General features: G+C 62.9%; 25 protein-coding genes and 1 pseudogene. 12 read left to right on the top strand and 14 right to left on the bottom strand.

Annotated features, from left to right (window positions below):
* Nucleotides 1-306: 306 nt before the first annotated feature.
* The 3 genes from AC1D05_RS34455 to AC1D05_RS34445 form a co-directional block, all read right to left on the bottom strand.
* Nucleotides 307-1,158, bottom strand: a complete 852-nt coding sequence (locus tag AC1D05_RS34455; RefSeq protein ID WP_477447305.1) for a sugar phosphate isomerase/epimerase family protein — start codon at nt 1,156-1,158, stop codon at nt 307-309.
* A gap of 215 nt (nt 1,159-1,373) precedes the next feature.
* Nucleotides 1,374-2,561: a Gfo/Idh/MocA family protein gene (locus AC1D05_RS34450; protein WP_477239358.1), complete on the bottom strand. Its 1,188-nt coding sequence runs from the start codon at nt 2,559-2,561 to the stop codon at nt 1,374-1,376.
* 11 nt (nt 2,562-2,572) lie between these two features.
* Nucleotides 2,573-3,628: a sugar phosphate isomerase/epimerase family protein gene (locus AC1D05_RS34445; protein ID WP_477447303.1), complete on the bottom strand. Its 1,056-nt coding sequence runs from the start codon at nt 3,626-3,628 to the stop codon at nt 2,573-2,575.
* A 401-nt stretch (nt 3,629-4,029) separates the two neighbouring features.
* On the opposite strand from AC1D05_RS34445, the gene AC1D05_RS34440 reads away from it, so the two are divergent.
* The 5 genes from AC1D05_RS34440 to AC1D05_RS34420 are packed head-to-tail and all read left to right on the top strand — an operon-like array spanning nt 4,030 to nt 8,278.
* Nucleotides 4,030-4,917 carry a sugar phosphate isomerase/epimerase family protein gene (locus AC1D05_RS34440; RefSeq protein WP_172223926.1) on the top strand — a complete coding sequence of 296 codons (888 nt, stop codon included), beginning with the start codon at nt 4,030-4,032 and terminating at the stop codon, nt 4,915-4,917.
* A 60-nt stretch (nt 4,918-4,977) separates the two neighbouring features.
* Nucleotides 4,978-6,147, top strand: a complete 1,170-nt coding sequence (locus AC1D05_RS34435; protein ID WP_477447301.1) for a mandelate racemase/muconate lactonizing enzyme family protein — start codon at nt 4,978-4,980, stop codon at nt 6,145-6,147.
* A 2-nt stretch (nt 6,148-6,149) separates the two neighbouring features.
* Complete coding sequence (locus AC1D05_RS34430) at nt 6,150-6,869, top strand: FadR/GntR family transcriptional regulator (protein WP_027043339.1); 720 nt, start codon at nt 6,150-6,152, stop codon at nt 6,867-6,869.
* Nucleotides 6,870-6,871: 2 nt separating this feature from the next.
* Nucleotides 6,872-7,864 carry a hydroxyacid dehydrogenase gene (locus tag AC1D05_RS34425; RefSeq protein ID WP_477447299.1) on the top strand — a complete coding sequence of 331 codons (993 nt, stop codon included), beginning with the start codon at nt 6,872-6,874 and terminating at the stop codon, nt 7,862-7,864.
* 39 nt (nt 7,865-7,903) lie between these two features.
* Nucleotides 7,904-8,278, top strand: a complete 375-nt coding sequence (locus AC1D05_RS34420; RefSeq protein ID WP_477447297.1) for a hypothetical protein — start codon at nt 7,904-7,906, stop codon at nt 8,276-8,278.
* Between the two features lie 22 nt (nt 8,279-8,300).
* Here the strand turns inward: AC1D05_RS34420 and AC1D05_RS34415 are convergent, their stop codons facing one another.
* On the bottom strand, nt 8,301-9,593 hold the full coding sequence (locus tag AC1D05_RS34415) for an amidase (protein WP_477447296.1): 1,293 nt from the start codon (nt 9,591-9,593) through the stop codon (nt 8,301-8,303).
* Between the two features lie 174 nt (nt 9,594-9,767).
* Here AC1D05_RS34415 and AC1D05_RS34410 point away from each other — a divergent pair, with 174 nt between their 5' ends.
* A complete protein-coding gene (locus tag AC1D05_RS34410) occupies nt 9,768-10,115 on the top strand; it encodes a GFA family protein (RefSeq protein ID WP_477447294.1) in 348 nt (115 codons plus the stop codon).
* Between the two features lie 16 nt (nt 10,116-10,131).
* Here AC1D05_RS34410 and AC1D05_RS34405 read toward each other — a convergent pair whose 3' ends face one another.
* A complete protein-coding gene (locus AC1D05_RS34405) occupies nt 10,132-11,040 on the bottom strand; it encodes an SDR family oxidoreductase (RefSeq protein WP_477447292.1) in 909 nt (302 codons plus the stop codon).
* A gap of 94 nt (nt 11,041-11,134) precedes the next feature.
* On the opposite strand from AC1D05_RS34405, the gene AC1D05_RS34400 reads away from it, so the two are divergent.
* Nucleotides 11,135-11,713: a TetR/AcrR family transcriptional regulator gene (locus AC1D05_RS34400; protein WP_477447290.1), complete on the top strand. Its 579-nt coding sequence runs from the start codon at nt 11,135-11,137 to the stop codon at nt 11,711-11,713.
* 37 nt (nt 11,714-11,750) lie between these two features.
* Here AC1D05_RS34400 and AC1D05_RS34395 read toward each other — a convergent pair whose 3' ends face one another.
* A complete protein-coding gene (locus AC1D05_RS34395; RefSeq protein WP_477447288.1) occupies nt 11,751-12,965 on the bottom strand; it encodes an MFS transporter in 1,215 nt (404 codons plus the stop codon).
* A 184-nt stretch (nt 12,966-13,149) separates the two neighbouring features.
* Here AC1D05_RS34395 and AC1D05_RS34390 point away from each other — a divergent pair, with 184 nt between their 5' ends.
* A complete protein-coding gene (locus tag AC1D05_RS34390) occupies nt 13,150-14,121 on the top strand; it encodes an AraC family transcriptional regulator (RefSeq protein WP_477447286.1) in 972 nt (323 codons plus the stop codon).
* A gap of 121 nt (nt 14,122-14,242) precedes the next feature.
* The gene (locus AC1D05_RS34385; protein WP_477447284.1) at nt 14,243-14,674 is read left to right on the top strand and encodes a DUF4437 domain-containing protein; all 432 of its coding nucleotides are present in this window, start codon (nt 14,243-14,245) and stop codon (nt 14,672-14,674) included.
* Nucleotides 14,675-14,683: 9 nt separating this feature from the next.
* Here the strand turns inward: AC1D05_RS34385 and AC1D05_RS34380 are convergent.
* The 8 genes and pseudogenes from AC1D05_RS34380 to AC1D05_RS34345 all read right to left on the bottom strand — a co-directional run.
* Nucleotides 14,684-15,475 (bottom strand): annotated as a pseudogene (locus tag AC1D05_RS34380) (ABC transporter ATP-binding protein); the annotation flags it as partial.
* Between the two features lie 80 nt (nt 15,476-15,555).
* Nucleotides 15,556-15,996, bottom strand: a complete 441-nt coding sequence (locus tag AC1D05_RS34375; protein ID WP_477271193.1) for a hypothetical protein — start codon at nt 15,994-15,996, stop codon at nt 15,556-15,558.
* A complete protein-coding gene (locus AC1D05_RS34370; protein WP_477447282.1) occupies nt 15,993-17,081 on the bottom strand; it encodes an ABC transporter ATP-binding protein in 1,089 nt (362 codons plus the stop codon). Before AC1D05_RS34370 ends, AC1D05_RS34375 begins: the two co-directional genes overlap by 4 nt.
* A 1-nt stretch (nt 17,082) precedes the next feature.
* A complete protein-coding gene (locus AC1D05_RS34365) occupies nt 17,083-18,021 on the bottom strand; it encodes a carbohydrate ABC transporter permease (protein WP_020629045.1) in 939 nt (312 codons plus the stop codon).
* Nucleotides 18,022-18,024: 3 nt separating this feature from the next.
* Nucleotides 18,025-18,981, bottom strand: coding sequence for a carbohydrate ABC transporter permease (locus tag AC1D05_RS34360; protein WP_477447280.1), 957 nt, complete (start codon nt 18,979-18,981; stop codon nt 18,025-18,027).
* A 185-nt stretch (nt 18,982-19,166) separates the two neighbouring features.
* Nucleotides 19,167-20,600, bottom strand: coding sequence for an ABC transporter substrate-binding protein (locus AC1D05_RS34355; RefSeq protein WP_477248650.1), 1,434 nt, complete (start codon nt 20,598-20,600; stop codon nt 19,167-19,169).
* 46 nt (nt 20,601-20,646) lie between these two features.
* A complete protein-coding gene (locus AC1D05_RS34350) occupies nt 20,647-21,759 on the bottom strand; it encodes an ABC transporter ATP-binding protein (protein WP_477447278.1) in 1,113 nt (370 codons plus the stop codon).
* A 438-nt stretch (nt 21,760-22,197) separates the two neighbouring features.
* Nucleotides 22,198-22,845: a TetR/AcrR family transcriptional regulator gene (locus AC1D05_RS34345; protein WP_477447276.1), complete on the bottom strand. Its 648-nt coding sequence runs from the start codon at nt 22,843-22,845 to the stop codon at nt 22,198-22,200.
* 113 nt (nt 22,846-22,958) lie between these two features.
* On the opposite strand from AC1D05_RS34345, the gene AC1D05_RS34340 reads away from it, so the two are divergent.
* Genes AC1D05_RS34340 through AC1D05_RS34330 form a run of 3 tightly spaced genes read left to right on the top strand, consistent with a single transcriptional unit; the run spans nt 22,959 to nt 25,445 of the window.
* A complete protein-coding gene (locus AC1D05_RS34340) occupies nt 22,959-24,155 on the top strand; it encodes a Tm-1-like ATP-binding domain-containing protein (protein WP_477447274.1) in 1,197 nt (398 codons plus the stop codon).
* Between the two features lie 11 nt (nt 24,156-24,166).
* Nucleotides 24,167-25,021, top strand: coding sequence for a phosphoenolpyruvate hydrolase family protein (locus AC1D05_RS34335; protein WP_477447272.1), 855 nt, complete (start codon nt 24,167-24,169; stop codon nt 25,019-25,021).
* 4 nt (nt 25,022-25,025) lie between these two features.
* The gene (locus AC1D05_RS34330) at nt 25,026-25,445 is read left to right on the top strand and encodes a cupin domain-containing protein (protein WP_477447270.1); all 420 of its coding nucleotides are present in this window, start codon (nt 25,026-25,028) and stop codon (nt 25,443-25,445) included.
* Nucleotides 25,446-25,479 lie beyond the last annotated feature (34 nt).

The following is a 25,479-nucleotide window of genomic DNA, read 5'->3' as shown; positions in this document are numbered from 1 at the left end:
ACTCCACAAATGATCCTGTTCACGGTAACCTGCCTTGTACGTACGGTTGGAACCAAGCGACTTTTCGGTCGTGCGTGACGAAGGCGAAGATCCCAAGCTCTCCCGCGGTTGTAACCTCAGGTGGTACGGGCGACTTCGCCAAGCCAAGGTCCGGCTGGCCGGCCGGACCTTGGCTCAATCGCTTCAATCCCACGAAATCTCTCTCGTGTAGATACAAGGTGGCTCGGCGAAGCCGAGACGGAGTGGGGGAACCACTTGGCAATCGCCGCGAACACAAATGGAAAATGGACCAGGCGCAGGGCGCGCCTAAGCCGCCTTCTTCCATCCATTCCTGATATGCTTGTACCCATCCCGATAGACCGCTTCCGGGCTCTCCGAAAAATCGCGCCACACCTTGGTCGCCGCCGCCAGATCTTTCAGCGACCGCCCGAACGCCTCGATCGTCAGCCAGTCATCGTAGCCGCTCTTGCGGATCGCCGCGAACGTCTCTTTCCACGGAATGTTGCCACGCCCCGGCACGCCGCGATCGTTCTCCGATATGTGGATGTGCACGACATTCCTGCGATGCTTCGTATAGGCGCCGATCGGGTCGGCCTCCTCGATATTGGCATGAAAGGTGTCGTACATCGCCTTGATATGGGGCCGGCCGATGGCATCGATGTGCTCCGACAGATCAGCCATCGTGTTGAAAAGATAACATTCGAAGCGGTTCAGCGCCTCCAGCCCGATGGTGACGTTCCTCTTGCCGGCATGGTCGCCGATAGTGCGCTGCGAGACGATGGAACGGTTCTTCTCGGCGGGTGTCGGCCCGGAGCCGGAGAAGGCGCCGAGCGTCGAGTGCAGCGGTCCGCTGAGCGTCCTGGCGCCAAGCGCATCGGCGCAATCGATCGCCCACTTCATGTACTCGATGCCGGCCTTGCGGGTCGCGGCATCCGGCGAGATCAGGTTCATCGAAGGATCGCCCATCGCCGAGACCGCGGTCCGCTCCAGCCCGATGTGGTCGAGCAGGTCGCCGAGCTTTTTGTAGTCGTCCGGCGTGCCGACGAAGACCGGTATCTCGACGCCATCGAAGCCTGTCGCCTTGATGTCGCGAAGCAGCTTCTCATGCTTCTTCGACACGGCCGTCGTCCACAAAAACATACACATGCCGATTTTCATCGACGCCCCTCCCCCATTGATGGCGCGTACTGGCTGCCCCCGCCAGCTTCGCGCAACTCCCCCTCATCCGGCCGCTTCGCGGCCACCTTCTCCCCGAGGGGAGAAGAGACTTAGTATCGGCGCCACCTCCTCCTCTCCCCTCGGGGAGAGGTCGGATTGCCCCGAATTGCCCTTCGCAGTTCGGCTAGCAATCCGGGTGAGGGGGCAGCGCGCGACTAAAGCTTCGTCCACGCCCCATTCTTCTTCGACGATTTCACGCAGGCCTCGATGAAGGCCATGCCCTCGACGCCGTCCTGGATGGTCGGGAAGACCACATCCTTTGCCGGCTTACCGCCCTTGCGGCGTGCAGCCCGGATCGCCCGCGCGGCTTCCTGGTAGATGTTGGCAAAACCTTCGAGATAACCCTCGGGATGGCCTGAAGGCACACGGCTGACGCGGCCCGCCACCGGCAGCGCGCCGGCGCCGTTGCGGGTGATCAATTGCTTGGGCTGGCCGAACGGCGTGTACCAGAGATAGTTCGGATCAGCCTGCACCCATTCCAGCCCACCCTTCGAGCCATAGATGCGCAGCTTCAGCCCGTTCTCGTGCCCGGGCGCCACCTGGCTCGCCCAGATCATGCCCTTGGCCGGATGAGTCTTGCCGGTGGGCTTGAAACGCAGCATGACGTTGACATTGTCGTCGAGCAGCCGACCCGGCACGAAGGCATCGAGATCCGCCGACAGTGAGTCGAGCTCCAGCCCCGAGACGAAGCGGGCGAGATTGTAGGCATGCGTGCCGATGTCGCCCAGCGCACCGCCGGCGCCCGCCTGTTTCGGATCGCCACGCCACGAGGCCTGCTTCTGGCCGGTGGCGGCGAGATCTTCGGTCAGCCAGTCCTGCGGGTATTCCGACTGCACGATGCGGATGTCGCCAAGCACGCCCTTGGCCACCATTTCGCGCGCCTGCCGCACCATCGGATAGGCGGTATAGTTGTGGGTCAGCACGAACACCTTGCCGGTCTTCTCGACCACAGCCGCGAGTTTTTTCGCCTCGGCCAGCGTCGTTGCCAGCGGCTTGTCGCAGATCACGTGGATGCCGGCCTCGAGGAACGCCTTGGCCGCCGGCACATGCACATTGTTGGGCGTGACGATGGCCACCGCCTCGATGCCGTCGGGGCGCTTTGCCTCGGCCTTGGCCATCTCGGCATAGGAGGCGTAGCTGCGATCCGGATCGAGCCCGAGCTCGGCGGCCGATGCCTTGGCACGCTCGGGATTCGCCGACAAAGCGCCGGCGACCAGCACGAAGTCATTGTCCAAGCGCGCCGCGATACGATGCACCGCGCCGATGAAGGCGCCTTGCCCGCCGCCAACCATGCCGTAGCGGATCGGGCCGCCTCCCGTTTCCGACTTCGATGCGCCAACCATTTTCTTCTCCGTTAAATTCCCATCATCGCGCGCAGCAGCTTCTTGTCCGTGGTGCCGCTGGCGAAATCGTCGAATGCCCTTTCCGTCACGCGGATGATGTGATGCTGGATGAAGGGTGCGCCTTCGGCAGCACCGTCTTCGGGATGCTTCAGGCAGCACTCCCATTCCAGCACCGCCCAGGAATCATAATTGTACTGCGTCAACTTGGAGAAGATGCCACCGAAATCCACCTGTCCGTCGCCGAGCGAGCGGAAACGGCCGGCGCGGTTGGTCCAGCTCTGATAACCGGAATAGACGCCTTGCCGGCCGGTCGGGTTGAACTCGGCGTCCTTGACGTGGAACGCCTTGATGCGCTCGTGATAGATGTCGATGAATTCGAGATAATCGAGCTGCTGCAGCAGGAAATGTGAGGGGTCGTAGTTGATGTTGCAGCGTTTGTGGCCGCCGACCGCCTCGAGGAACATCTCGAAGGTGGCGCCGTCGAACACGTCCTCAGAGGGGTGAATTTCGTAGCCGACATCGACGCCATTGTCCTCATAGACATCGAGGATCGGCTTCCAGCGTTTGCCGAGTTCGCCAAAGGCCTCCTCGATCAGTCCGGCCGGCCGCTGCGGGAAGGGATAGAGGTAAGGGAAAGCCAGCGAGCCGGTGAACGAGACCGAAGCATTCAGCCCGAGATTGCGCGACGCCTTGGCGCCGAACTTCATCTGTTCGACCGCCCATTTCTGCCGCGCTTTCGGATTGTTGTGGACCGAGGCCGGCGCGAAGCCATCCATCTGCGCGTCATAGGCCGGGTGCACCGCCACCAACTGCCCCTGCAGATGCGTCGACAATTCAGTGATCTCGACGCCGGCGTCGGCACAGATGCCCTTCACCTCGTCGCAATAGGTCTTGGAAGAGGCCGCTTTCTTGAGGTCGAACAGGCGCGCGTCCCAGGTCGGGATCTGCACGCCCTTATAGCCGAGACCGGCGGCCCATTTGGTGATCGAGGCCAGCGAATTGAATGGCGCTGCATCACCCGCGAACTGCGCCAGAAACAGTCCAGGGCCCTTCATTGTCGTTGGCATCGGCATCCTCCCTCATTGTGTCTCGACCAAGCATAGCGCCGATTGGAAGCAGGGCCAGCCATTTTGGTCTTTTCGCACTGGGCGCTTTGCAGGCATTACCATTCTGGTATTACCAAATAGGGAAATTTGGTCAAGCCTGACAATGCACCGGCAAAGCCCTTCGAACGCCCGAAGTATCGGCATATATCGCAATATAATCAACGGAATAATTCGCACAAAAAGTCGCAGTACCACGCTCCTTGCCGTTCCCTGGAATTTGCTGTAGACCTCGCTTCAGGCCCAATTGGTCGAACCAGTTTGCTGGAAAAGGCTGGGGATGCCTTGGGGAGGAACCCTTGCGTCGCCTTTCGGCGACGCATGTCGCAGGCAAACCATACGGACGAATTTGGGAAGGACAGACCATGCATCTTTCGACGCACAACTGGATGCGCGCGGAACCTTTGGAGACGACGCTCAAGCGCATCAAGAAGTTCGGCTATGAGTCGATCGAGATTTCCGGCGAGCCCGAGCAGTACAAGACCAAGGAGACGCGGGCACTCTTGAAGGAGCATGGCATCCGCTGCTGGGGCGCGGTGACCTTGATGCTGGGCGAACGCAACCTTGCCGCCAAGAACCAAGGGCAGCGCGAGCGCTCGGTTCAATACGTCAAGGACGTGCTGACCATGGTCAGCGAGCTCGATGGCGAGATCATCACGCTCGTCCCCGCGACAGTCGGCAAGGTGGTGCCGGACGGTACCGAAGAAGAGGAATGGAAGTGGGTGGTCGACGCGACCCGCGAGTGCTTCACCCATGCCAAGAAGGTCGGTGTCAAGATCGCCGTCGAGCCGCTCAACCGCTTCGAGACCTATCTGTTCAATCGCGGCGCCCAGGCGCTGGCGCTGGCCGATGCGGTCAGCCCCGAATGCGGCGTCTGCCTCGACGCCTACCATATCCACATGGAAGAATTTAACGTCCATGACGCCATCCGTCAGGTCGGCAAGCGGCTGTTCGACTTCCATGTCGCCGACAACAATCGCTTCGCCGCCGGCCTTGGCCAGATCGACTGGCCCAGGATCGTCGCCACCTTGAAGGAAGTCGGCTACGACGGCGCGCTGACCAACGAATTCGTCGCCCCGGTCGACCGCACGCCGGCAGCGCCCTACCCCGAAATGGTCGAGCGCCATCCGGTCGACATCTCGCCCGAGCAGCTGAAGTTCATCCAGGACCACGGCTCCAGCGTGCTCACCGAAAAATTCTACACCGACCAGATGCGCATCACCGCCGAAACGTTGCTGCCGCTGATCAAGTAGTCGACTGCTTCTGGGAAGTTTGCCCTTCCGCCCTGGCCGGCGGCAGGGCTGGGGAAAAATATGCGCATCAAGACCGTCCAAGCCTGGTGGGTCCGCGTCCCGATCGAAGCCGCGAAGCAACATCGCAGCGACTTCGGCCAGGTCACTACCTTTGACGCCGCCATTCTGCGCATCGAAACCGATGACGGGCTGGTTGGCTGGGGCGAAGGCAAGAACGCCGCCGGCAGCGCCGGCAGCTACGGCGCGCTTGTCCACATGCTGAACCACGAGGTCGGCCCACAGCTGATCGGCAGCGATCCGGCCGATATCGGCATCATCTGGGAGATGCTCTACAATGGCGTGCGCCACGACAGTGCAGCGCGCGCCGGCCACGCCATGCCGCAACTGGCGCGGCGCGGCATGAGCATCGCCGCCATCAGCGCCGTCGATATCGCGCTCTGGGATATTTTGGGGAAATCGCTTGGCGTGCCAGTCTGGCGGCTGCTCGGCGGCCGCAAGCTCGACCGCATGCAGGCCTATGCCTCCGGCGGCTGGGCGTCGGCCGATGCGATCGGCGAACAGTTGAAATCGTACATCACCCGGGGCGGCTTCAAGGCGCTGAAGATGCGCGTCGGCGCCATGGATGGGGCAGCACATGTTTCCGCCGCCCGTGTGCGCGCCGCGCGCCAGGCACTCGGCCCCGATGTCGAGCTGATGGTCGATGCCCACGGCACCTATACGGTGGCGGAAGCCAAGCGCTTCATTCATCTCGTCAACGACCTCGATCTCGCCTGGTTCGAGGAGCCCGTGATCGCCGACGACAAGCCGGGCATGGCCGAAGTGCGCGCCTCCGGCGCCGTTCCGATCGCCACCGGCGAAAGCGAGGCGACGCGCTATGCGTTCCGCGACCTCGCGGTGCTGAAGGCCGCCGATATCTTCCAGCCCGATCCCGCCTTCTGCGGCGGCATCAGCGAGGCGATGAAAATCGGCACCATAGCCAGCGCTTTCAATTTGCGTTTTGCGCCGCATCTGTGGGCCGGCGCCCCCTGTTTCTTCGCTGGGCTGCATGTCTGCGCCGCCTCGCCGTCGAGTTTCACGGTCGAATATTCGCTCGGCGCCAACCCGATGATCCACGATCTGATCGAAGAGACTGTCGAAGCAACGGACGGTATGATAGCGATCCCGGAAAAGCCCGGATTGGGATTCACCATTTCCGAGCGATTCCTGGAGGCGCACGCGCAACGCAGTTGACGATGAAAGAAAAGAACCTCCTCGCGGAACTCGCCGCCTACCTGTTCTCCCACTCGGACAGCGAGACCGGCCGCACGCCGTCGGAGCGTGAGCTGGCGGAGCATTTCGGCGTCAGCCGCGGCCAGATCCGCGAGGCGCTGGCCATCCTGGAAGCCATGCGCATCGTCGAGCGCCGGGCCAAGTCCGGCATCTATATCGACACCAAGCAGGCCAGCGTCGAAGCGCTGGCGCTGTTCGCGCGTGCCGGCCTGCCGCTTGATCCCTTGCAGATCTATGAAACGGTCGAGCTGCGCAAGATCCATGAGATCAAGGCCGCCGAGCTTGCCTGCTCGCGCGCCACCGAGGAGAACTTCGAGCGCCTGCGTGAAATCCTTAAGGCATCCGAGGAGCGCATCGCCGCCGGCGAAGGCCTCGCCAAGGAAGACCGCGAGTTTCATCTCGAGATCGTGCGCGCCACCAAGAACAGCGTCTTCCACAACATCTGCAGCGTCTATTATCTGATGGGCGAGCAGCGCCTGCCGATCTACTTCAACGATCCCGAGCGCAGCGTGCGTTCGCATGCCGAGCACGTGCAGATCTACGAGGCGCTGCTGCGCCGCGACGGCAATCTGGCCCAGGCACTGATGAGCGCCCACCTTCAAGGCGCGGAAAGCTATTGGAAGGGCCTGATCGAGGGCGGCAAGGCGGTTGCGCCGCCAAGCCCGGCGCTCGAAAAGGCCTGACCGTGGCCCAGACCGTGCCGAAGATCCTGTCGACCCATCCGCTGCACCCGCGCGCCTCGGCCAAGCTGGCGGGCGCCGGTCAACTCGTCATCGCATCGGCGCTCGATCCTGCCACCCTGATCAGAGAGGCCAAAGACGCCGACATCGTCATCGTGCGCGCGCCACTGCCGCCTGCACTGTTCGAAGGGGCTTGGAAGCTGCGGGCAGCGATCCGCCACGGCGCCGGGCTCGACATGATTCCTATGGAAGCAGCGGCCGCGGCCGGCGTGCTGGTGGCCAACGTGCCGGCGGTCAATGCGCGCTCAGTTGCAGAACATGTCATGCTCACCGCACTGGCGCTGCTGCGGCAATTCCGCAGGGTCGACCGCGACCTGCGCGCCAAAGGCTGGCTCGCCGGGCGCGAGCACGCCAATTCCAACATCGAGCTTGCCGGCAAGACCATCGGCATCGTCGGCCTCGGCGCCGTCGGCCAGGCCGTCGGCCATATCGCCGCGCATGGCTTCGACCTGAAGGTGGTGGCGACGACGCGCAGCATGCAGCCGGCGCCGGACAAGGTCGGCTTCCTGTCGATCGACGCACTGGTCGAGCAGAGCGACATCATCGTGCTCTGCTGCCCGCTGACGCCGGAGACACGCGGCCTGATCAGCCGCGAACGCATCGCCTGCATGAAGCCCAATGCGCTGCTGATCAACGTGTCGCGCGGACCGGTCGTCGATGACGACGCGCTGATCGAGGCCTTGCGGGAGCGCCGCATTGGCGGTGCAGCACTCGACGTTTTCTCGACGCAACCGCTGCCGTCAAATCATCCCTATTTCGGCTTCGACAATGTCATCATCACCCCGCATATGGCAGGCATTACCGAGGAATCGATGATGCGCATGGGCGTCGGTGCCGCGGGAGAAGCCTTGCTGGTGCTGGCGGGCAAACTGCCGGTCAATCTGCGCAATCCGGAAGTGGTGGATGACTACAGGCAGCGGTTTCCGCTCGACATATAGCAATCGCGGTTTCGCCCCAATTCTCAGTGACGCTGAAGCATGTCCAGTTTTCGCCTCGCCCTCCTCGCTATCGCCACGTCTTCGATCACAGCATTGCCGTCGCTCGCTCTGGCCGAGAACAGTTACGTCTACTGCAGCAATGGGGTCGCCTGCATGATGGCCCCCTGCCCGTCGGGTAATGCGCTGGACCTGGCCACCGGCAAGATCATTAAAGGCGTTTCTCTCAACACCACCGAATTGTCGCCGCTGGAAAGATCGGCACCTGACCTCTCCGACAAGCTCTATGCTGGAAAACTCGTCGTCCGAGGATCGATCCAGCATCGCGGTGAGCCGAGCGATCCGCCGATGCTGGTCGTTACCAACATCGAACGCGCCTCTAGGAAAGCCGAGCGCAATCGCTGCGCGGCACGCTGATTGCGAATCAGCGGCTCGCTGTCTATCGGAGCAACCGCTCGACTTCCGCCGCGATGCGCAGCAGATGGTGGTCATGGCCGTTGCGCGCCACCAGCATCAGTCCGGCCGGCAGCGCCATGCCGGGCATCGGCAGCGAGATCGCGCAGAGGTCGAACTGGTTGGCGACCTGCGTGTTGCGCAACAGCAGGCCTTCGACATGGTCGCGCAGCTCGGCATCCTCGGCCATGGAAACGATGGTCGGTGCCGTCACCGGCGCGGTCGGCAGAGCCAGCACATCGACCGATGTCAGCCGCTCATCCATTGAGGCGACGAGCGCGCGGCGACGCCGCAAGGCCCTGATATAGACCGGCGTCGGCAGCATGGCCGCCCGCGACAAGGGCCCGCTGACATGCGGGTCGACCGGCACCGCTGCGCCCGTCGCCAGCCAGTCGGCATGGATCTCGGCTCCTTCCATCGCGGCGATCGAGCCGCGCTTGGTGGCGGCGCGCAGCTCCGTGATCATGTCATCGATCGCCAGATCGGCAATGCGCGCGCCGGCTTGTTCGATCTTGCCGAGACAATGCTCGAAAGCCGCCGCGACTTTGTCTTCCGTGTCGCCGAAAAGAACGCCGCGCGGAATACCAACGCGAAGCCCGGCGAGTGGAATGGCCAACAGCTCTGTCGGCACCTCGCCAGCCATCACCGCGTCGGTGGCAGCACATTGCGCGACGGTTCGGGCAAGCGGCCCAATCGAGTCCAGCGTGCCCGACAGCGGAAAGGCACCGGCAAGCAACACGCGCCGCGCCGTCGGCTTGAAGCCGACGACACCGTTCAACGATGCGGGAATGCGGATCGAACCCCCGGTATCGGATCCGATCGAAATGTCGCTCGTCCCCTCCCCGACGGAAACGCCGGCGCCTGAGGATGAACCGCCGGGAATCCGGCTGGCATCGGCGGCATTGCCGGGCGTGCCGTAGTGCATGTTGTCGCCGATCGCGGTGAAGGCGAATTCGGTCATGTTGGTCTTGCCGATGATCACCGCGCCGGCCTGCCGCAGCCGGCTGACGATGGCCGCATCACGCAGCGCGGGTGCAGCGGTCTTGCGCATCAGCGAGCCGGCCGTAGTCGCCTCGCCGGCGACATCGAACAGATCCTTGATCGAGACAATGGCGCCGTCGAGCGGCCCGAGCGTCACGCCGGCTCGGCTGCGGGCATCGCTGGCGTCGGCCGCGGCCCGCGCCACTTCGGCATAGAGCTTGGTGAAGACCTTCTCGCCGGCCGCACGATTGGCAAGACGTGACAGGATGATTTCGAGACGATCGCGGATGGATTGCATGTCGGTGTCGGACTCCGCCAAGGTAGAACGTCTTTAAAGCAATTCCAGGAAAAGTGCGTCGCGGTTTTCCGTCCGGAATTGCGCAAACATAAAGAGTTTAAGCAGCCGTTCGGCCTGCGGAAGGGATAGCCCGGCCAGCGTGCCTTTGCACCTGCCAGCGATAGGAAGATACTGATGCTGTACAAAGGCAGCTGCCATTGCGGCAAGATCGCGTTCGAATTCAAGGCGGAGCTGACCGGCGCCGTGCGGTGTAATTGTTCGATCTGCTCGCGTAAGGGCGCGCTCTTGTGTGCCATCCCGCATGAGAGCCTGACGGTCCTGGCCTGGGGCGATGATCTGGGCTGCTACACGTTCGGCAACCACGCCATGGCGCACCGCTTCTGCCGTACCTGCGGCATCCACCCATTCGCTGAGGACGTCCGCAAAGGCGGTGAACGCAGCGCCTACATCAACATCAACTGCGTCGCCGATCTCGACCCGTCAACCTTGTCGGTCTTCGACTTCGACGGGCGCGCGGTCTGAGCGATTCCAGATTGCCTTACCGGTAACCCGTAGCATCGGCGGGTTTGCCGGCTTCCTGGACCTCCGGCAGATAGCGCCAGGCATCGGGCCTCGAACCGTCGAGATCGGTAAAGCCATAGACCTGCGCCAACCCACCGCTGGACAACGACTGCCCGTTCCAGCGTGAGCGGTCAGGGTCTGCGGCCAATGCGGCAACGGCCCGCCCGACAAAGCGCGGCGTCTCCGAAATGACGAAATGAGGCACCGTGGCGACGGCATCGCGCCAGTTCTCCTCGCGCACTCCAAAGGCCTCCAGCATCATCTCCGACCGTAGCCAGCCGGGCGTCAACGAGACCGAGGTGGCACCGTGTTTCGCAAGGTCCTTGGCGTGAGCCCAGGCCATGCGGTTCACCCCGACCTTGGCAAGATCGTAGAAGGGCGACAGGCGGTAGTGGTCGGCATTGTATTCGGCCGTGCCGTCCGTGACTTCAATCAGCAGTCCGCCCGGCTGCTTGATCATGAGGGGTAGCGCATGATGGGCAGTGATCAGATGCGTGTCGATGGCCAGCCGCAGCATGCGCAAGCCATTCTCCAGATTGTGCTCCCAGACCGGCTTGTCCCATTCGAACAGCTTTTCACCGCCCCAGATGTCGTTGACCAATATATCGAGGTGCCCCTGTTCGGTGCGGATGCGCTCGACCAGACGGCGCACATCGTCTGCCACGAGATGATCGACCTGCACGGCGATGCCCCTGCCGCCGTTCGCCGTGACCATTTCCGCCGTTTCCTCGATTGTTTCGGGCCGCGCATACTCTGATTGTTGGGCACGCGTGCTCCGGCCGGTGACATAGACCGTAGCGCCAGCAGCACCGAGTTCGACCGCTATGCCGCGCCCCGCACCGCGCGTCGCACCGGCGACCAGGGCAACTTTCCCTTGCAACGTCATTGACCTCTCCCAAAACAAAACCATCGACAAGCGGGCTGGTCAGCGCCGCCCGCATTATATATAAATGATCATTCGGTTATATTGGAATGTCAAGATGACCCGACCCAAAACCCGGTCCGACGAGCAGGTGTTGGAGGCAGCCCTTCGGCTGATCCATGAACATGGTCCGGAGGCGCTCACCTTCGAACGGCTGGCAAAGGCTTGCGGCCTTTCCGGCGCGACATTGGTGCAACGCTTCAAGAACAAGGCGCAGTTGAAACAACGTACCCTTTTGCATGCCTGGGACGGTCTCGACGACAAGACAAGAACACTAGGCGGCGCCGTTGCCCGGACCCCGGCCGGCGCGGTCGAATTGCTGGTGGCGCTGTCGCAAGGTTATGGCGGCATCGAATCCTATGCCGACGGCCTGCTTGTCCTGCGCGAGGACCTGCGTGATCCCCTGCTGCGGACGCGGGGTGCGGCCTGGAAGGCATCTCTGTCCAAAATCCTTGCGGATTGCTTTACGGAGATATCCAGCCCGCCCCAGGACGTCGGCCTGCTGATGGCCTCGCATTGGCAGGGCTCGCTCTTGTGGTGGAGCTTCGATCCGACGGTCGATGTAGCCGCCTATGTCGAGGACAGTCTCAACCGCTTCGTCGCCGCCATCACAACGGCAGCGGCCCGAAAACCGTGATGGTTCTCGGGCCGCTGGATAGCTCAGAGATAAGAGACTATTCGGCTTGCTTCGGGCCGCGCAGGAACACCACGATCGCTGCCAGCAACGTTGCCGCGCCGCAATAGGCGAAGGCGCTGGCGACGCCTGCATGGTCGACCAGCAGGTCGCCGAAGACGGCGCCCAGCGCAATCGCCACCTGGAAGGTCGCCACCATCAAGCCGCCGGCGCTTTCGGCCTGGTCGGGAGCTGCCCGTACCAGCCAGCTCTGCAGCCCGACCGGCACCGCGCCGAAGGCAAAGCCCCAGGCGGCAACGGCAGCCGCGGCGATCGTCGGCGAGGCGCCGAAGATCAGCATCGAGGCGGCCGCCAGGGCAATCAGCAGCGGCGCCAGCGCCACGGCAGCCTTGAGGTTGCGTTCGGCCAGGATGCCGCCGACGATGTTGCCGAAGAAGCCGCCAATGCCATAGGCGAGCAGAACCAGCGAGATCGTCTCGATGTCGAGCACCGGCACCTTCTCGAGGAAGGGGCGGACATAGGTGAAGCCGGCAAAGTGTCCCGACGCGACCAGCAACACGACCAGCAGCGCCACCCGGATCGACGGCCGTTCCAGCACCTCGAGCAAGGTGCGGAAGCTCGCGACACCGACCGGCGGCAGCTTCGGAATGGTGGCCAATTGCACCAGCAGCGCCAGGGCACCGACGATGGTCGCAATCATGAACGCCGTACGCCAGCCCCAGATGTCGCCGACATAGGCACCGACAGGGGCAGCAGTGACGGTGGCAAGCGAAACGCCCGTCAGGATGATCGACATGGCGCGCGGCATCAGCCGCATCGGCACCAGCCGCAGCGCCATGGCCGCCGACATCGCCCAGAAGCCGCCCAGCGCCACGCCGAGCACGACGCGGGCCAGCAGAAGCATGGGTAGCGACGAGGCAAAGGTGGCCACAAGATTGGACAGGATGAGGAACGACGTCAGCATCCACATCACCAGCCTGCGGTCCATGCGCCTGGTGATGATCGCCATGGTCGGTGCGGCGATGGCGGCGACGATCGCGGTTGCCGTCACCGCTTGTCCCGCCACGCCTTCACTCACCCCAAGATCGCGCGCCATTGGCGTCAACAGGCTCGCGGGCAGGAATTCGGTGGTGACCAGCCCGAACACCCCAAGCGCCAGTGATACAACGGCACCCCATGCCGGCTCGGTTCGTTCGCCGGTGTCTGCGGGGTTCAGAAGTGTGGCGTCGATGACATCAGTCGCGGGTTCGGCCATGGTCAGTCTCCGATCTGTTTGCGGCGCTAAATAGGCAATGGCCGGCGGGGGCTTCCACCCGTTTCCATGCCTTGCCGTCACGGCTTGGCTATGAGGCCGGTCTTGTCTTGGTTGCGACGCAGCATTTGGCTGCACTGCAACATAGGGAGTGACGCCCTGGCGTTTCCATGCTAAAAACACCGAAATGACCTACAATTCGTCCAAAGCTGCTTTGCCCGCATCCGGTGACCCGCTGACCGACATGCTGCGCGGTTTGCGCCTCGACGGCGTCGACTATGGCCGCTGCGTGCTTGGCGAGCCCTGGGCCGTTTCCTTTCCCGCGCAGAAAGCGGCACGGTTCCATTTCATTGGCCAGCAAAGCTGCTGGCTGTTCTCGCCGTCGAAGGAGTGGATCGAGCTGTCGGTTGGCGACGCGCTGCTGATCCCGCGCGGCGACGAGCATATTCTGGCCAGCGCGCCGGACGTGCCGCCCGTTCCGATCGGCCGCTACTCAATCGAACCGGTATGCGAGAACATCTACGACGTCTCGAACGGCTGCGATGGCTGCAAGACGTTGTTGTTCTGCGGCAGCATGCATTTCAACCTCGACGGCTCGCATCCCCTGCTCGACATGATGCCCAGTCTGATGCAGGCGCATAAGTTGATGACCAACGCGCCGGGCATCCAGCATTTGCTCGATGCCATGGCTGGCGAAGTGACTATGGACCGGGTCGGCTCCGGCGGCATTCTGGCGCGCCTTGCCGACGTGCTCGCCGCCACCATCATCCGCTCCTGGGTGGAGAATGGCTGTGGCGATGCCTCCGGCTGGATTGCCGCCGTCCGCAATCCCGATGTCGGCAAGGTGCTCGCCGCCATTCATCTGCAGCCCGACCGCGACTGGACGGTCGTGGCGCTGGCCAGGATGATGGGCGCTTCGCGCTCCGCCTTCGCCCAGCGCTTTGCCACCGTCGTCGGCGAAACGCCGGCCAAATACGTGCTGCGCGTGCGGATGCACCAGGCGCGGCAATGGCTTACCCGCGACGGTTTGAGGGTGTCAGTGGCGGCGGCGAAACTGGGTTACGATTCGGAAGCCTCCTTCAGCCGCGCCTTCAAGCGGGTGATGGGCGTGGCGCCCAGCCACCTGCGCAACACCGGTGACGGCGGCACCCACCCCTGAGATTCGGATTCGGCACGTCCCGTCAGTCCCTCTCTGGACTGGAGAAATTGCCAAATCTTTTGGACGGCATGTCATTGCACGCCGGCCGTACCGCCATAGTCTGGCAGGCGGAGGAACCGCCATGCCCAATCGTTCTGCATTTCTAGTGCTCGCCACTCTGTGCGTCTTTCCCTCTCGCGCCTTCGCCCTTGAGGACAGCTACCTGCCGGCCAACAAGATTCCCTATGTTTCCGAAGCACCGGACCAGCCGCAGCGCCTAGGACCACTATGGGGAGAAAGGGCCAAGGGTCCGGCGGGAACATTGCTGAAAGTTCCAGGCAACTGGCGCGCACCTGTTCACGCGCACACCGCTGACTATCGCGCCGTGGTGATCCAGGGTCTATGGGCGCACTGGCAGATGAATGGCGGCGAAGCAACCAAGGTCGAACTGCCTCCGGGATCCTACTGGACCCAGAAGGCCAACGAAATGCATGACGACGCCTGCCTGTCCGACACGGAGTGCGTGATCCTGCTGATCAACGACGCGCCTTACGAGACCTACATGGCAAAGTGATCGAGTGCTCTATCCGGCGTGGCGCAGGCTGACGCCACTGCCCTTGTCGAACAGCACCACCTTGTCCGGGTTCCAGGCAAAGCGCACCGGCTGCTCGATGGCGACATCGGTCCTGGCCGGCACCGTGGCACGCAGTGTCGTATCGCCGACCCGCAGCGTCAGAATCTTTTCGACGCCATGGTTCTCGACATCATGGACACGCGCTTCGACCGGCGCGCCGCTTTCCAGATAGACATCCTCCGGACGGATGCCGAAGACGAGCGGGCGACCGTCGGTCGCCGCACTCGCCTTGGCTCCCCCAGAAAGCGGCAGTTCGAAATTCAGCGGTGCCATCACCGCGCGGCCATTCACCAGTTTGCCGTCGATGAGGTTCATCGGCGGCGAGCCGACGAAGCTCGCCACATAGGTGTCGCGCGGGTTGTTGTAGATTTCGTGCGGCGTGCCGGTCTGGACAATGCGGCCATGGTTCAAGACACCGACCTTGTCACCCATCGACATCGCCTCGATCTGATCGTGGGTGACGAACAGGAAGGTGGCGCCGAGCTGTATCTGCAGGTTCTTGAGTTCCGTGCGCAGCGCCTCCCGCAGTTTGGCGTCGAGCGCCGACAGCGGCTCGTCCATCAGGAACACGCGCGGCTTGCGCACGATAGCGCGGCCGATCGAAACGCGCTGCATCTCGCCGCCGGACAGACGATCGGTCTTGCGATCGAGCAGATGTTCGATCCGCAGCGTTTTGGCGGCGCGGTCGACACGATCCTTGATCTCGGCGTCGGGTCCTCCGGTCAAGCCGGAGGATGACGGCGTGAGAGTTGAGAGGGCGACGCACACCGACCGTCGCGGACCGGCGCGAGCGCGACCTGCCGGATAGCGTCAGCTGCTGATCATCGCGCTGTCTTGTTGAGAGCGGTGACGACCAGCGCGAGAACCACCGCCGCGGCGGCGATTTCCCATACGAAAGCCTGCTTGTAGAAAGGCGGCGTGGCGAGCTGCGCCTTGCCGGCGAGAGTGTTGGGGTCCGGTGGATTGAGGAAGAAGACGCCGTAGAGATGCGCCGCCGTGATCGAAACCAGCAGCACAATGCAGAAGACCAGCGCCACGACCAGCGCTACGGTCACCACACTGCGCACCTTGACGCCCGGCTGGGCCAACGGCAGCAGGTTGTTGATGAGTCCGGCAAGCACCACGAGACCGCTGCCGACCGCGTACAGGCCGATGGAAAAGGGTTGGAAGATCAGCACCAGCGCCATGACGCCGAGGCCAATGATGAAGACCTCGAGGCAGAACGCGCCGGCGCGGCTCATGCCGGAAGAACTGTCGCTCATGACCGCACCGCCTTTCCGGCGCCATCGAAGACATGGGTTTGCCTGGGATCGGGGCGTAGATTCAGCGCCTCGCCGACCTTGACTCGCTGGCTTCTCGTCACCACGACGCGGATGTCGGCGCCTGCCGCCGTGCGGGCATGAATAAGGGTTTCGGCGCCCATGGGCTCGATGAGCTCGGCCCGGGCGGCGATGGTGCCACGGTCCCCCGTATCGGTCGCGGTGAAGGCGCGGGGGCGGACACCGATCGTCACCTTGCCGGGCTGCAGGCGCGCGACCGCCGCGTCCGTGCGGATCGCCAGACTAGTGCCGGCCACGGTCATGTCCGCCGTGCCATCGGCGAAGGTCTTGAGGTCGGCCTCGAGAAGATTCATCTGCGGCGTGCCGATGAAGCTCGCCACGAAAGCATTGGCGGGCTTGGCAAATACCTCGTGCGGTGAGCCGACTTGCTCGATCAGGCCGTCCTTCATGATGGCGATGCGGTTGGCCATGGTGAGCGCTTCGAGCTGGTCATGGGTCACGATCACGGTCGCTTTGGAGAGGCCCTGCAGCACTTCCTTGATCTGGCCACGCATGGTCTGGCGCAGTTCGACATCGAGACGCGACAAGGGCTCGTCGAAGAGGAAGCAATTGGGGTCGCGGACGATGGCGCGGGCCATGGCGGCGCGCTGCTTTTCGCCCTCGGATATCTGGTTCGGCAGCCGGTCGAGAACATGCTCCAAGTGGAGGATCGCAGCGACGCGGTTGACGCGGGCAGTCCGCTCAGCCCCGGAAATGCCGTCATGATAGAGCGGGAAGGCGATGTTCTCGCCGACCGATGCCGACGGGTAGAGCGCGTAGAACTGGAACACCATGGCGATGTCGCGCTTTTCGGGCGGCAGGTTGTTCATCACCTTGCCGGCGATGACGACCTCGCCGTCAGTGACGCGTTCCAGCCCGGCGATGACGCGCAAGGTCGTCGTCTTGCCACAGCCGGACGGGCCGAGAAGGCAGACGACCTCACCGGCGGCCACCGACAGGTCAACGTCCTTGACCGCGGTGAAGGAGCCGAAGCGCTTGGTGACTTTGCGGAGTTCGATGGTTGACATCTCAGCGCTTCACTGTGCCGAAGGTAACGCCGCGCAATAGATGGTTTTGCAAGAAGAAGGTGACCAGGAAGACTGGGACGAGGAACAGGGTTTCGATGGCGGCAAGCAAAGTCCAGTCGGTGCCGCGTCCACCCGACGACACGGCTTGGTTCATGGCGACCGGGACCGTCCTGGTGTCGGGCCCCGAGAGCAACAGGGCGAAGAGGAACTCGTTCCAGGTGAGGATCAGGCCGAACACGAACGTGGCGGCGAGCCCGGCAATGACCTGGGGCAGGCAAATCTTGAAGAACACCCGCATTCCGGACGATCCGTCGATGCGGGCGGCATCCTCGACGTCTGGCGACAATTCATCGAAGAAGCTCTTCATCATCCAGATGGTGAAGGCCAGGTTGAAAGCAGTGTAGAGCATGATGATGCCGAGATACGAGCCCGATAGGCCCACTACGCGGAACATCAGGATCACCGGAATGATCACCACAATCGCCGGCAGCATACGCGTGGTCAGGATGATGAACAGGTAGGTGTCATTGCCTTTCAGCGGATAGCGCGAGAAGCCGAAGGCCGCCAGGGTGCCGATGACCAGCGCCAGCAGCACCGACGCCGAGGCGATGAAGATCGAGTTGAAGAAATAACGGTCGAATCCTGTCGCTTCCGGGGCACCGTCCGGCGTCATCGAGCGGGAAAAGACGGACCCAAAATTTTCGAGCGTGGGCTTGAACACAAAATGGTCCGGAATCAAGCCGAACAGCGACGTGGGCGACAGCGTCGGAGGCACCAAGAGCGCGTCGCCCTGCGGTTTGAAGGCGGTGAATATGATGAACAGCACCGGTAGAAAATAGATAAAGGCGACCACGGCCACGGCGAGCGTCCGCCCCCAGCCGGCCTCGTCTACTCCGCTGGCCCTACGGAAGCCGAGCTTTCCCAATATCGATTCGGCCACGGGTTAGGCTCCCTTCGTACGGCGGTTTGCGAGGTACAGGTAGAGGTTGGTGAGAACGATCACCATGAACAGCATCAGATAGGAGATCGCCGCGCCCTCACTCGTTTTGTTCTGCTCGTTGGCGATGCGGATCAAGTGATAGGAGATCGTCAGTGTGTCGTTGCCGCCCTTGGTGAGGAGGATGACGAGATCCGCCAGCTTGAATGCCTCGATGGTGCGGAAGAGAAGGGCCAACATCAGAAGGCCGCGGATGTAGGGGAAGGTGATCATCCAGAATTGCCGCCAGCGCGAAATACGGTCGATGGCAGCGGCCTCGTAAAGGTATTTCGGCACCGAGACGAGGCCCGCCAGCACAAGGAGCATGACGAAGGGCGACCACATCCATGCGTCGGCGAAAACGATTCCTGCTACGGCACCGACTTTGTTGCTCATCAGGATGAACTGGTTGCCGGAGATGGAATTGATGACGTAGCTGAGAATCCCGAATGTCGGATCATAGTAGTAGGTGAAGAACACGCCAGAGGCAACAACCGAAAGCATCATCGGTGTCAGCACCAGGATCAACAAATACTTGCGCAGCGGAAATTGCTTGGCGAACAGGATGGCCAGCAGAAAGCCGACGATCATCTGCGCGGAGACGGTGAACACGACGAACATGGCGGTATTGATCAGCGCGCCCCAAGTCGCGTGAGCAGCGAGATCGTTGGTAAGGATCCGGACGTAGTTCCCGAGTCCGACGAAGCGGATCGTCTGCTGGTTTGCCTGGTAGGCGAAGAACGAAAGGCCCAGCGACCACAGCAGGGGGAAGATATTCATCACAAACAGAACGGCGATTGCCGGAGCGACCAGCAAGGCGCCGAAGTAGTGGCGGCGATACGCGTTGACGGTAAATGCGGCCGCGACCAACGCCGCCATGGCACCCACCACCCAGAAGGAGACAGCCGCCGGCAAGCCCGCCATCGATATGGCCGACACGACGACAGCGACAGCGATGGCGAGTTTCCAGTTGTGGGCAGCAACCGCGGTAAGGCGTGGTGTCTGCAGCGTGCTTGAAACAGCGGTCATGGGAGTCCGAAATATGGAGCGCCTGACGTGGCAATGACGGGGAGCGGCTTTTGCCCGCTCCCCGCAGCTATGTCGGAAGGTTACTGGATAAGGCCATCGTTCTTCAGGAGGTCCTCCTGGAACTTGGCGATGTTATCCAGGGTGGTCTTGGCGTCCTGCTTGCCAGTGATGGCTAGGTCGTACTGGTCCTGCTGCTGGGTGAGCAGTTCGAAGAACTGCGGCACGTGCCACATGTCCTTCTGCCAGTCGAGCGAATTCGCCCAGGCGCGGTCCCACGGACGATAGGTCGCATACTTCGGATCGCTGTAGACCGACTTGATCGCGGACTGGCCGCCGGCGGCGGCGAACTGGTGCTGGATATCAGGCGAGAGCCACCACTTCACGAAGCCCACCGCTTCCTTGATTTGCTCAGGCGTCGTCCAGGTGGTGAGAACGAAAGGCTGTCCGCCGATCTGTGACGTACGATTCACCTTGCCGTCGGCGCCGCGGAGGCCTGGCGCCAATCCGAACACCAGCTTGTCGGAAACCTTCGACGTCTTGGGATCGAGCGAGGCTTCGGCGAGACCGATCCAGTCGATGTTCATGGCCACCTTGCCTTCACGGAACAACTGGTCCGAGACGAAGATGTCCATGGTGCCGGTCTTGACCACCGGCGGCATGTACTTCAGCAATTTGAGGAAATGCTCCATGCCCTCGATGGACTTCGGGGAGTTTACGACGCCTTCGGCATGTCCGGTCGGGGCCTTGGTTTCATCCCAGATGCCGCCGCCATGCTCCCAGACGAACGTGTGGACCGAGCTCGTCGAGAAGTCGTAGCCTTTGCCTGCCTGATAGGCGATGCCGTAGAAATCGTCATCCAGCACCTGGCCGGCGAGCTTGTCGCCCTTCTTGCGCTGGAAGAATTCGCCAACATGCTCGAACGTGTTCCAGTCCATGGCGTCGATTTCTTCGCCGGTGCAGGGCAGCTTCTCATTGTACTTCGCCTTGTAAGCGGCCTGCTCGTCGGCGTTGCAGAGCACGTCCTTGCGGCCGTAGGTGACCAGCACGTCCGGGAACTGCGGGAAGCCGTAGTAGTTCGGCGTGCTGTTGGGATAGGTCGAATAGGCGTTGAGCACGGCGGGATGCATCGACTCCATCGTCGCCTTGAGTTCCGGGTCGGCATCGATGAGATCGTTGATCTTGCGGAAGTAGCCGCCTTCGACGAAGGCGCCCAGCCACTGCGAGTCCGACACGATGAAGTTGTACTTCTTTTCGCCCGAGGTCAACGAGGCGTTGACGCGGGTGTAGAAATCCGGCCACGGAATGAAGTCGACATCGAGCTTCACGGTATTGCCAGACTTGGGCTTGTACTGCTCGTCGAAGAACTTCTTCATAATGCGGGTCGGGGGCCAATCCGGCACCGCCATCGTCAACGTCACTTCTTCGGCAGAGGCATAGGTCACGCCTCCCACCAGTAGCGTGGCAGCGAAGCTTGCGGCTGTCGCTAGGCCTTTCACTTTGGTCATCGCCGTCATTCGCGTTTCCTCCCTTGGTTAACCGTATTGCTTCTCGCCGGTCGCGTCAGGTCATTGCCTGGCCGCTCGCGGCGCGGAAGACGTGGATTTTCCTGTTATCGATGGCGATCGATGCCGAATCGCCGGTCCTGATGCTGGCGGCGATCGCTTCCGGCAGCACCATGCGCAACATCTGGCCGCCGGCCTCGACCGAGACGATCGTGATGTCGCCGAGCGGTTCGACCAGACGCACCTTCGAGGCAACCCCGGCTTCGCCCTTGGCGGCGAGCCGAATGTCGCTCGGGCGAATGCCGATCAGCGCGGCCTCGCCGGCATCGGCAGTCTCTGGCGCCGTCGCCGGAACCAGAGTCCCGAGCGGCGTGTCGAAAGACCTGGTGTCGGCGCGCACCGAGGCCGTGAACAGATTCATGTGCGGCGAGCCGATCTTGCTGGCGACATAGGTATGGATCGGCTGCTCGTAAAGCTCGTCCGGCGTGCCGATCTGGACGATGCCGCCATCGCGCATGACGGCGATCGTCTCGCCCATCGAGAGAGCCTCGAGCTCGTCGGGCGTGGCATAGATCACGGTCATGCCGAACTGGCGGTGCAGCCGCTTCAGCTCGGCGCGCGTCTCGTGCCGAAGCTTGGCGTCGAGATTGGTGAGCGGCTCATCGAGGAGAAGAATCTTTGGCCGGCGGATCAGGGAGCGGCCGAGCGCGACGCGCTGCTGCTCCCCGCCGGACAGGGTTGCCGGCTTGGCCTTCAGGCGGTGTGTCAGCTTCAGGATCTCGGCGGTCTCTTTCACCCGCTTGTCGATCTCGGCGCTCGCGGCTTTCTCCTCGCGCAGCGGATAGGCGAGATTGTCATAGACCGTGAGGTGGGGGTAAAGCGCGAAAGACTGGAAGACCATCGAGATGCCGCGGCCGGCGATGGGCGCATGGGTCATGTCGCGGCCGCCGATCTCAAGCGTGCCGGAGTCGGCCTGGACGAGGCCGGCGATAGTGCGCAGCGTCGTCGTCTTGCCAACCGAGCTCGGCCCGAAGAGTACGAAGAAGCGGCCTTCGTCGACGGCGAAGCTCAGGTCGTTGATGGCGCGCACGGATCCATAGGCCTTGCTGAGCCCATCGAGGCGCAGCGCAATCCCCTTGCCGGCACTGGCGCGAGGCGACGTCTGCGTCACGATGCGCCACCTCGTGCGGACGGAACACGCGCGATCCGTATGATCCTCCTCGCCCTGCCGAAATGGACTGCGGCTGTCATTCCCGATCCGCCTTTTCTTTCCTAATCTGGTATTACCAATTTAAGATGCCCGTCAAGCGCTTTCTTGAAATTCGCCGTCACCAAAATAAGCTGAAAACGTCCGCTATATGTTCGTATTTCCTTCATTTTTGGCAGTTCTCCACCTTCATCCCGTTCGCAAAACGCCAATCCCCAAAATTACTGAAATCGCCGACCTTCAAATCTGGTCGAACCAGATTCGCTCCGAGCTACCGCAGCGACCGCCCCGGATTGCCCTCGACGACCCCCCAATCGGTCAGCATCGGGAGAAGTCTCATATCCTGCATCCGCCTTCGTCCAGCCCTCCTCCATGCCCAATTCACGCCGCCACCACCCCTGGTCAGGATGGCGTCCGGAGTCGCGCCTGCCGCACCAGCGCTGAGGCCGCCCACTGGGCGACGGCCAGGGTCTTGCCGCTGTCCAGGCCCCAGATGTCCTTCAGCACAATCAGCAGTTCGACGCCGAAAATCAGCGACAGCGCCTGCGCCAGGCGCTCGAATTCGCGCGGCGGCAGCTCGCCCCTCAGTGGCGCAAGCGCATCCTCCAGCAAGTCCATGCGATGGCCGCGGGTAAAGGCCGGCTCGCCACCCAGCGTGCCTGCCTGCTGGCGTGCCCACTGGTCGAGCGACAGCTTCAGCGCCGCCTTGAACGTTGCCTCGAAGGCCTCGATGCGCGGCATCGCGCTGTCTATCAACTCCGCCACGCGGCGTTCCGCATCGGACGAATCGGATCGCCACTCGAGTATCGGGCCTAGCCCCTCATCGACCACCGCCTGCACCAGAGCTGCTTGGCTTGGGAAATAGCGATAGGCGGTGGCGCGCGACACTTCCGCCGCCTCCGCAACTTCGCTGACCGAGGGCGTGACGCCCGCCTGCATCAGCCTTGTTGCCGTCTTCAGCATCAGCCGCCTCGTGCGGGCACGGGGACCGCGTTCGGCAGCCTCTTTGGCGTCGTCGTTCACTGCGGCTTGTTGACGTGAGACAACCATGTCAATACGATACGCGCGTCTCAAAAAAATGCAATGGCCTTCGCTTGCCGAAGGACCAAGCAAAAGAGCGGCAGGCGGTCCAGCGCCGGTCAGCCGATGACGGGAGAAACGCGATGAAGCGCATCTACGTGGTGGGCACGGCCGACACCAAGGGCGAGGAACTTGCCTTCCTGGCCGATGCGATTGCCGCCACCGGCAATTCGATTGCCCGCGTCGACATCGGAACGCGCGGCACCACCGTGCCGGTCGATATTCCGGCCCGCGAGGTCGCGGCACATCATCCAGGTGGAGCCGGCGGCGTGCTCGACATAGATGACCGCGGCACGGCGGTGGCTGGCATGGGCGCGGCCTTCACCAGCTTCATCCAGTCGCGCGACGACATATCCGGCGTGATCGGTATTGGCGGCGGCGGCGGCACATCGATCATCACATCGGGCATGCGCGCGCTGCCGCTTGGGCTGCCGAAAATCATGGTCTCGACGCTCGCTTCCGGCGACACCGCGCCTTATGTCGACGTCTCCGACATCATCATGATGCCGTCGGTGACCGACATGGCCGGTCTGAACCGTCTTTCCCGCATTGTCCTGCACAATGCCGCCCAGGCAATAGCGGGCATGGCGGCAAGACCGGCGCCGCCGCCCGATGGCAAGCTGTCGATCGGGTTGACCATGTTCGGCGTCACCACGCCTTGCGTGACGGCCATCGCCGACCAGTTGCGTTCGAGTTATGACTGCATGGTCTTCCACGCCACCGGCACTGGCGGCCGCAGCATGGAAAAACTGGCCGATAGCGGCCTGCTGTCCGGCGTCATCGATATCACCACGACCGAGGTCTGCGACCTCCTGTTCGGCGGCGTGCTGCCGGCAACGGAGGATCGCTTCGGCGCGATTGCCCGCAGCAAGCTGCCCTATGTCGGCTCGGTCGGCGCACTCGACATGGTGAATTTCTGGGCGCCGTCGACCATACCGGAAGGGTATCGAGGAAGGCTGTTCTACGAGCACAATCCCAACGTCACGCTAATGCGCACGACGGCGCAGGAATGCCGCGCGATCGGCGAATGGATCGGCACCAGGCTCGCCCTCTGCGAGGGGCCGGTGCATTTCCTCATCCCCGAAAAGGGCGTCTCCGCACTCGACATCGAAGGCGGCGCCTTCTTCGATCCGGAAGCCGACGCCGTCCTGTTCGAAGCCATCGAACGCACCATCAAGCCGAATGCCACCCGCCGCGTTACTCGCCTGCCGCTGCACATCAACGACCCCGAATTCGCCAAGACGGCAACCGCCGCCTTCCTCGACATCGCCAGACACTGAGGTCCCAAAACATGCCCGCCATACCGCGCAAGGACATACTGAAGAAATTCCGGGGAATGATCGACAAGGGCGTGCCGATCGTCGGCGGCGGCGCCGGCACCGGCCTGTCGGCCAAGGCCGAGGAGGCCGGCGGCATCGACCTGATCATCATCTACAATTCCGGCCGCTACCGCATGGCCGGCCGCGGCTCGGCCGCCGGCCTGCTTGCCTATGGCAATGCCAACGAGATCGTCAAGGAAATGGCCTATGAGGTGCTGCCGGTGGTCAGACACACGCCCGTGCTGGCCGGCGTCAACGGCACAGACCCCTTCGTCATCATGCCGCTGTTTCTGGCCGAGTTGAAGACGATGGGCTTTTCCGGCGTGCAGAACTTTCCCACCATCGGCCTGTTCGACGGCCAGATGCGGCAAAGCTTCGAGGAGACCGGCATGGGTTTTGGGCTCGAGGTCGACATGATCGCCGAGGCGCATAAGCTCGATCTGTTGACCACGCCCTATGTCTTCAATCCCGACGAAGCCCGCGCCATGACCAAGGCCGGCGCCGACATCGTCGTCGCCCATATGGGCGTGACGACAGGCGGCTCGATCGGCGCCACCTCGGCCAAGTCGCTCGACGACTGCGTCGTCGAGATCGACGCCATCGCCAACGCCGCGCGCTCGGTGCGCAAGGATGTGATCCTGCTCTGCCATGGCGGCCCGATCTCGATGCCGGACGACGCCCGCTACATCCTCGACCGTTGCAAAGGCCTGCATGGCTTCTATGGCGCAAGCTCGATGGAGCGGCTGCCGGCGGAAGCTGCGATTGCCCGGCAGACCGCCGATTTCAAGGCCGTCACGCTGCACGATCAGAAGAAAAAGAAGGGATGAGGAAATGACCGACAAGAGCAAGGTGTTTGTCTATCCGAAGGACGTCAGCGCCTTCGGCTTCGACTGGGGAAAACTGGCGCTGACGGTGGCGCCGGAAGTGAACGGCGCGAGCCGCTTTTCCGGCGGTGTCGTCGACCTGCCGTCAGGCAAGGGCCACACACGCCACAACCATCCCGGCGCCGAAGAAATCATCTTTGTCATCTCGGGCCATGGCGAGCAGATGGTGGAGGACGAGCAAGGCAATCCGGTGGTGGCGAAGGTCGGTCCCGGTTGCACCATCTATGTGCCGGAAAGCCGGTTCCATTCGACGCTGAATACGGGCGACGGGCCGATGCAGCTATTTGTTGTCTACTCGCCCGCTGGACCGGAACTGGTGTTGCGGGAGCTGCCGGATTTCAGGCTGATCCCTGTGAGCGGAAAATAGCACGAAGGAAACGCGACCCTCGCGCCTTATAAGA

The sequence above is a fragment of the Mesorhizobium sp. P2_E9 genome, from assembly GCF_056403815.1.
This window is presented reverse-complemented; position numbering and strand designations above follow the sequence as displayed.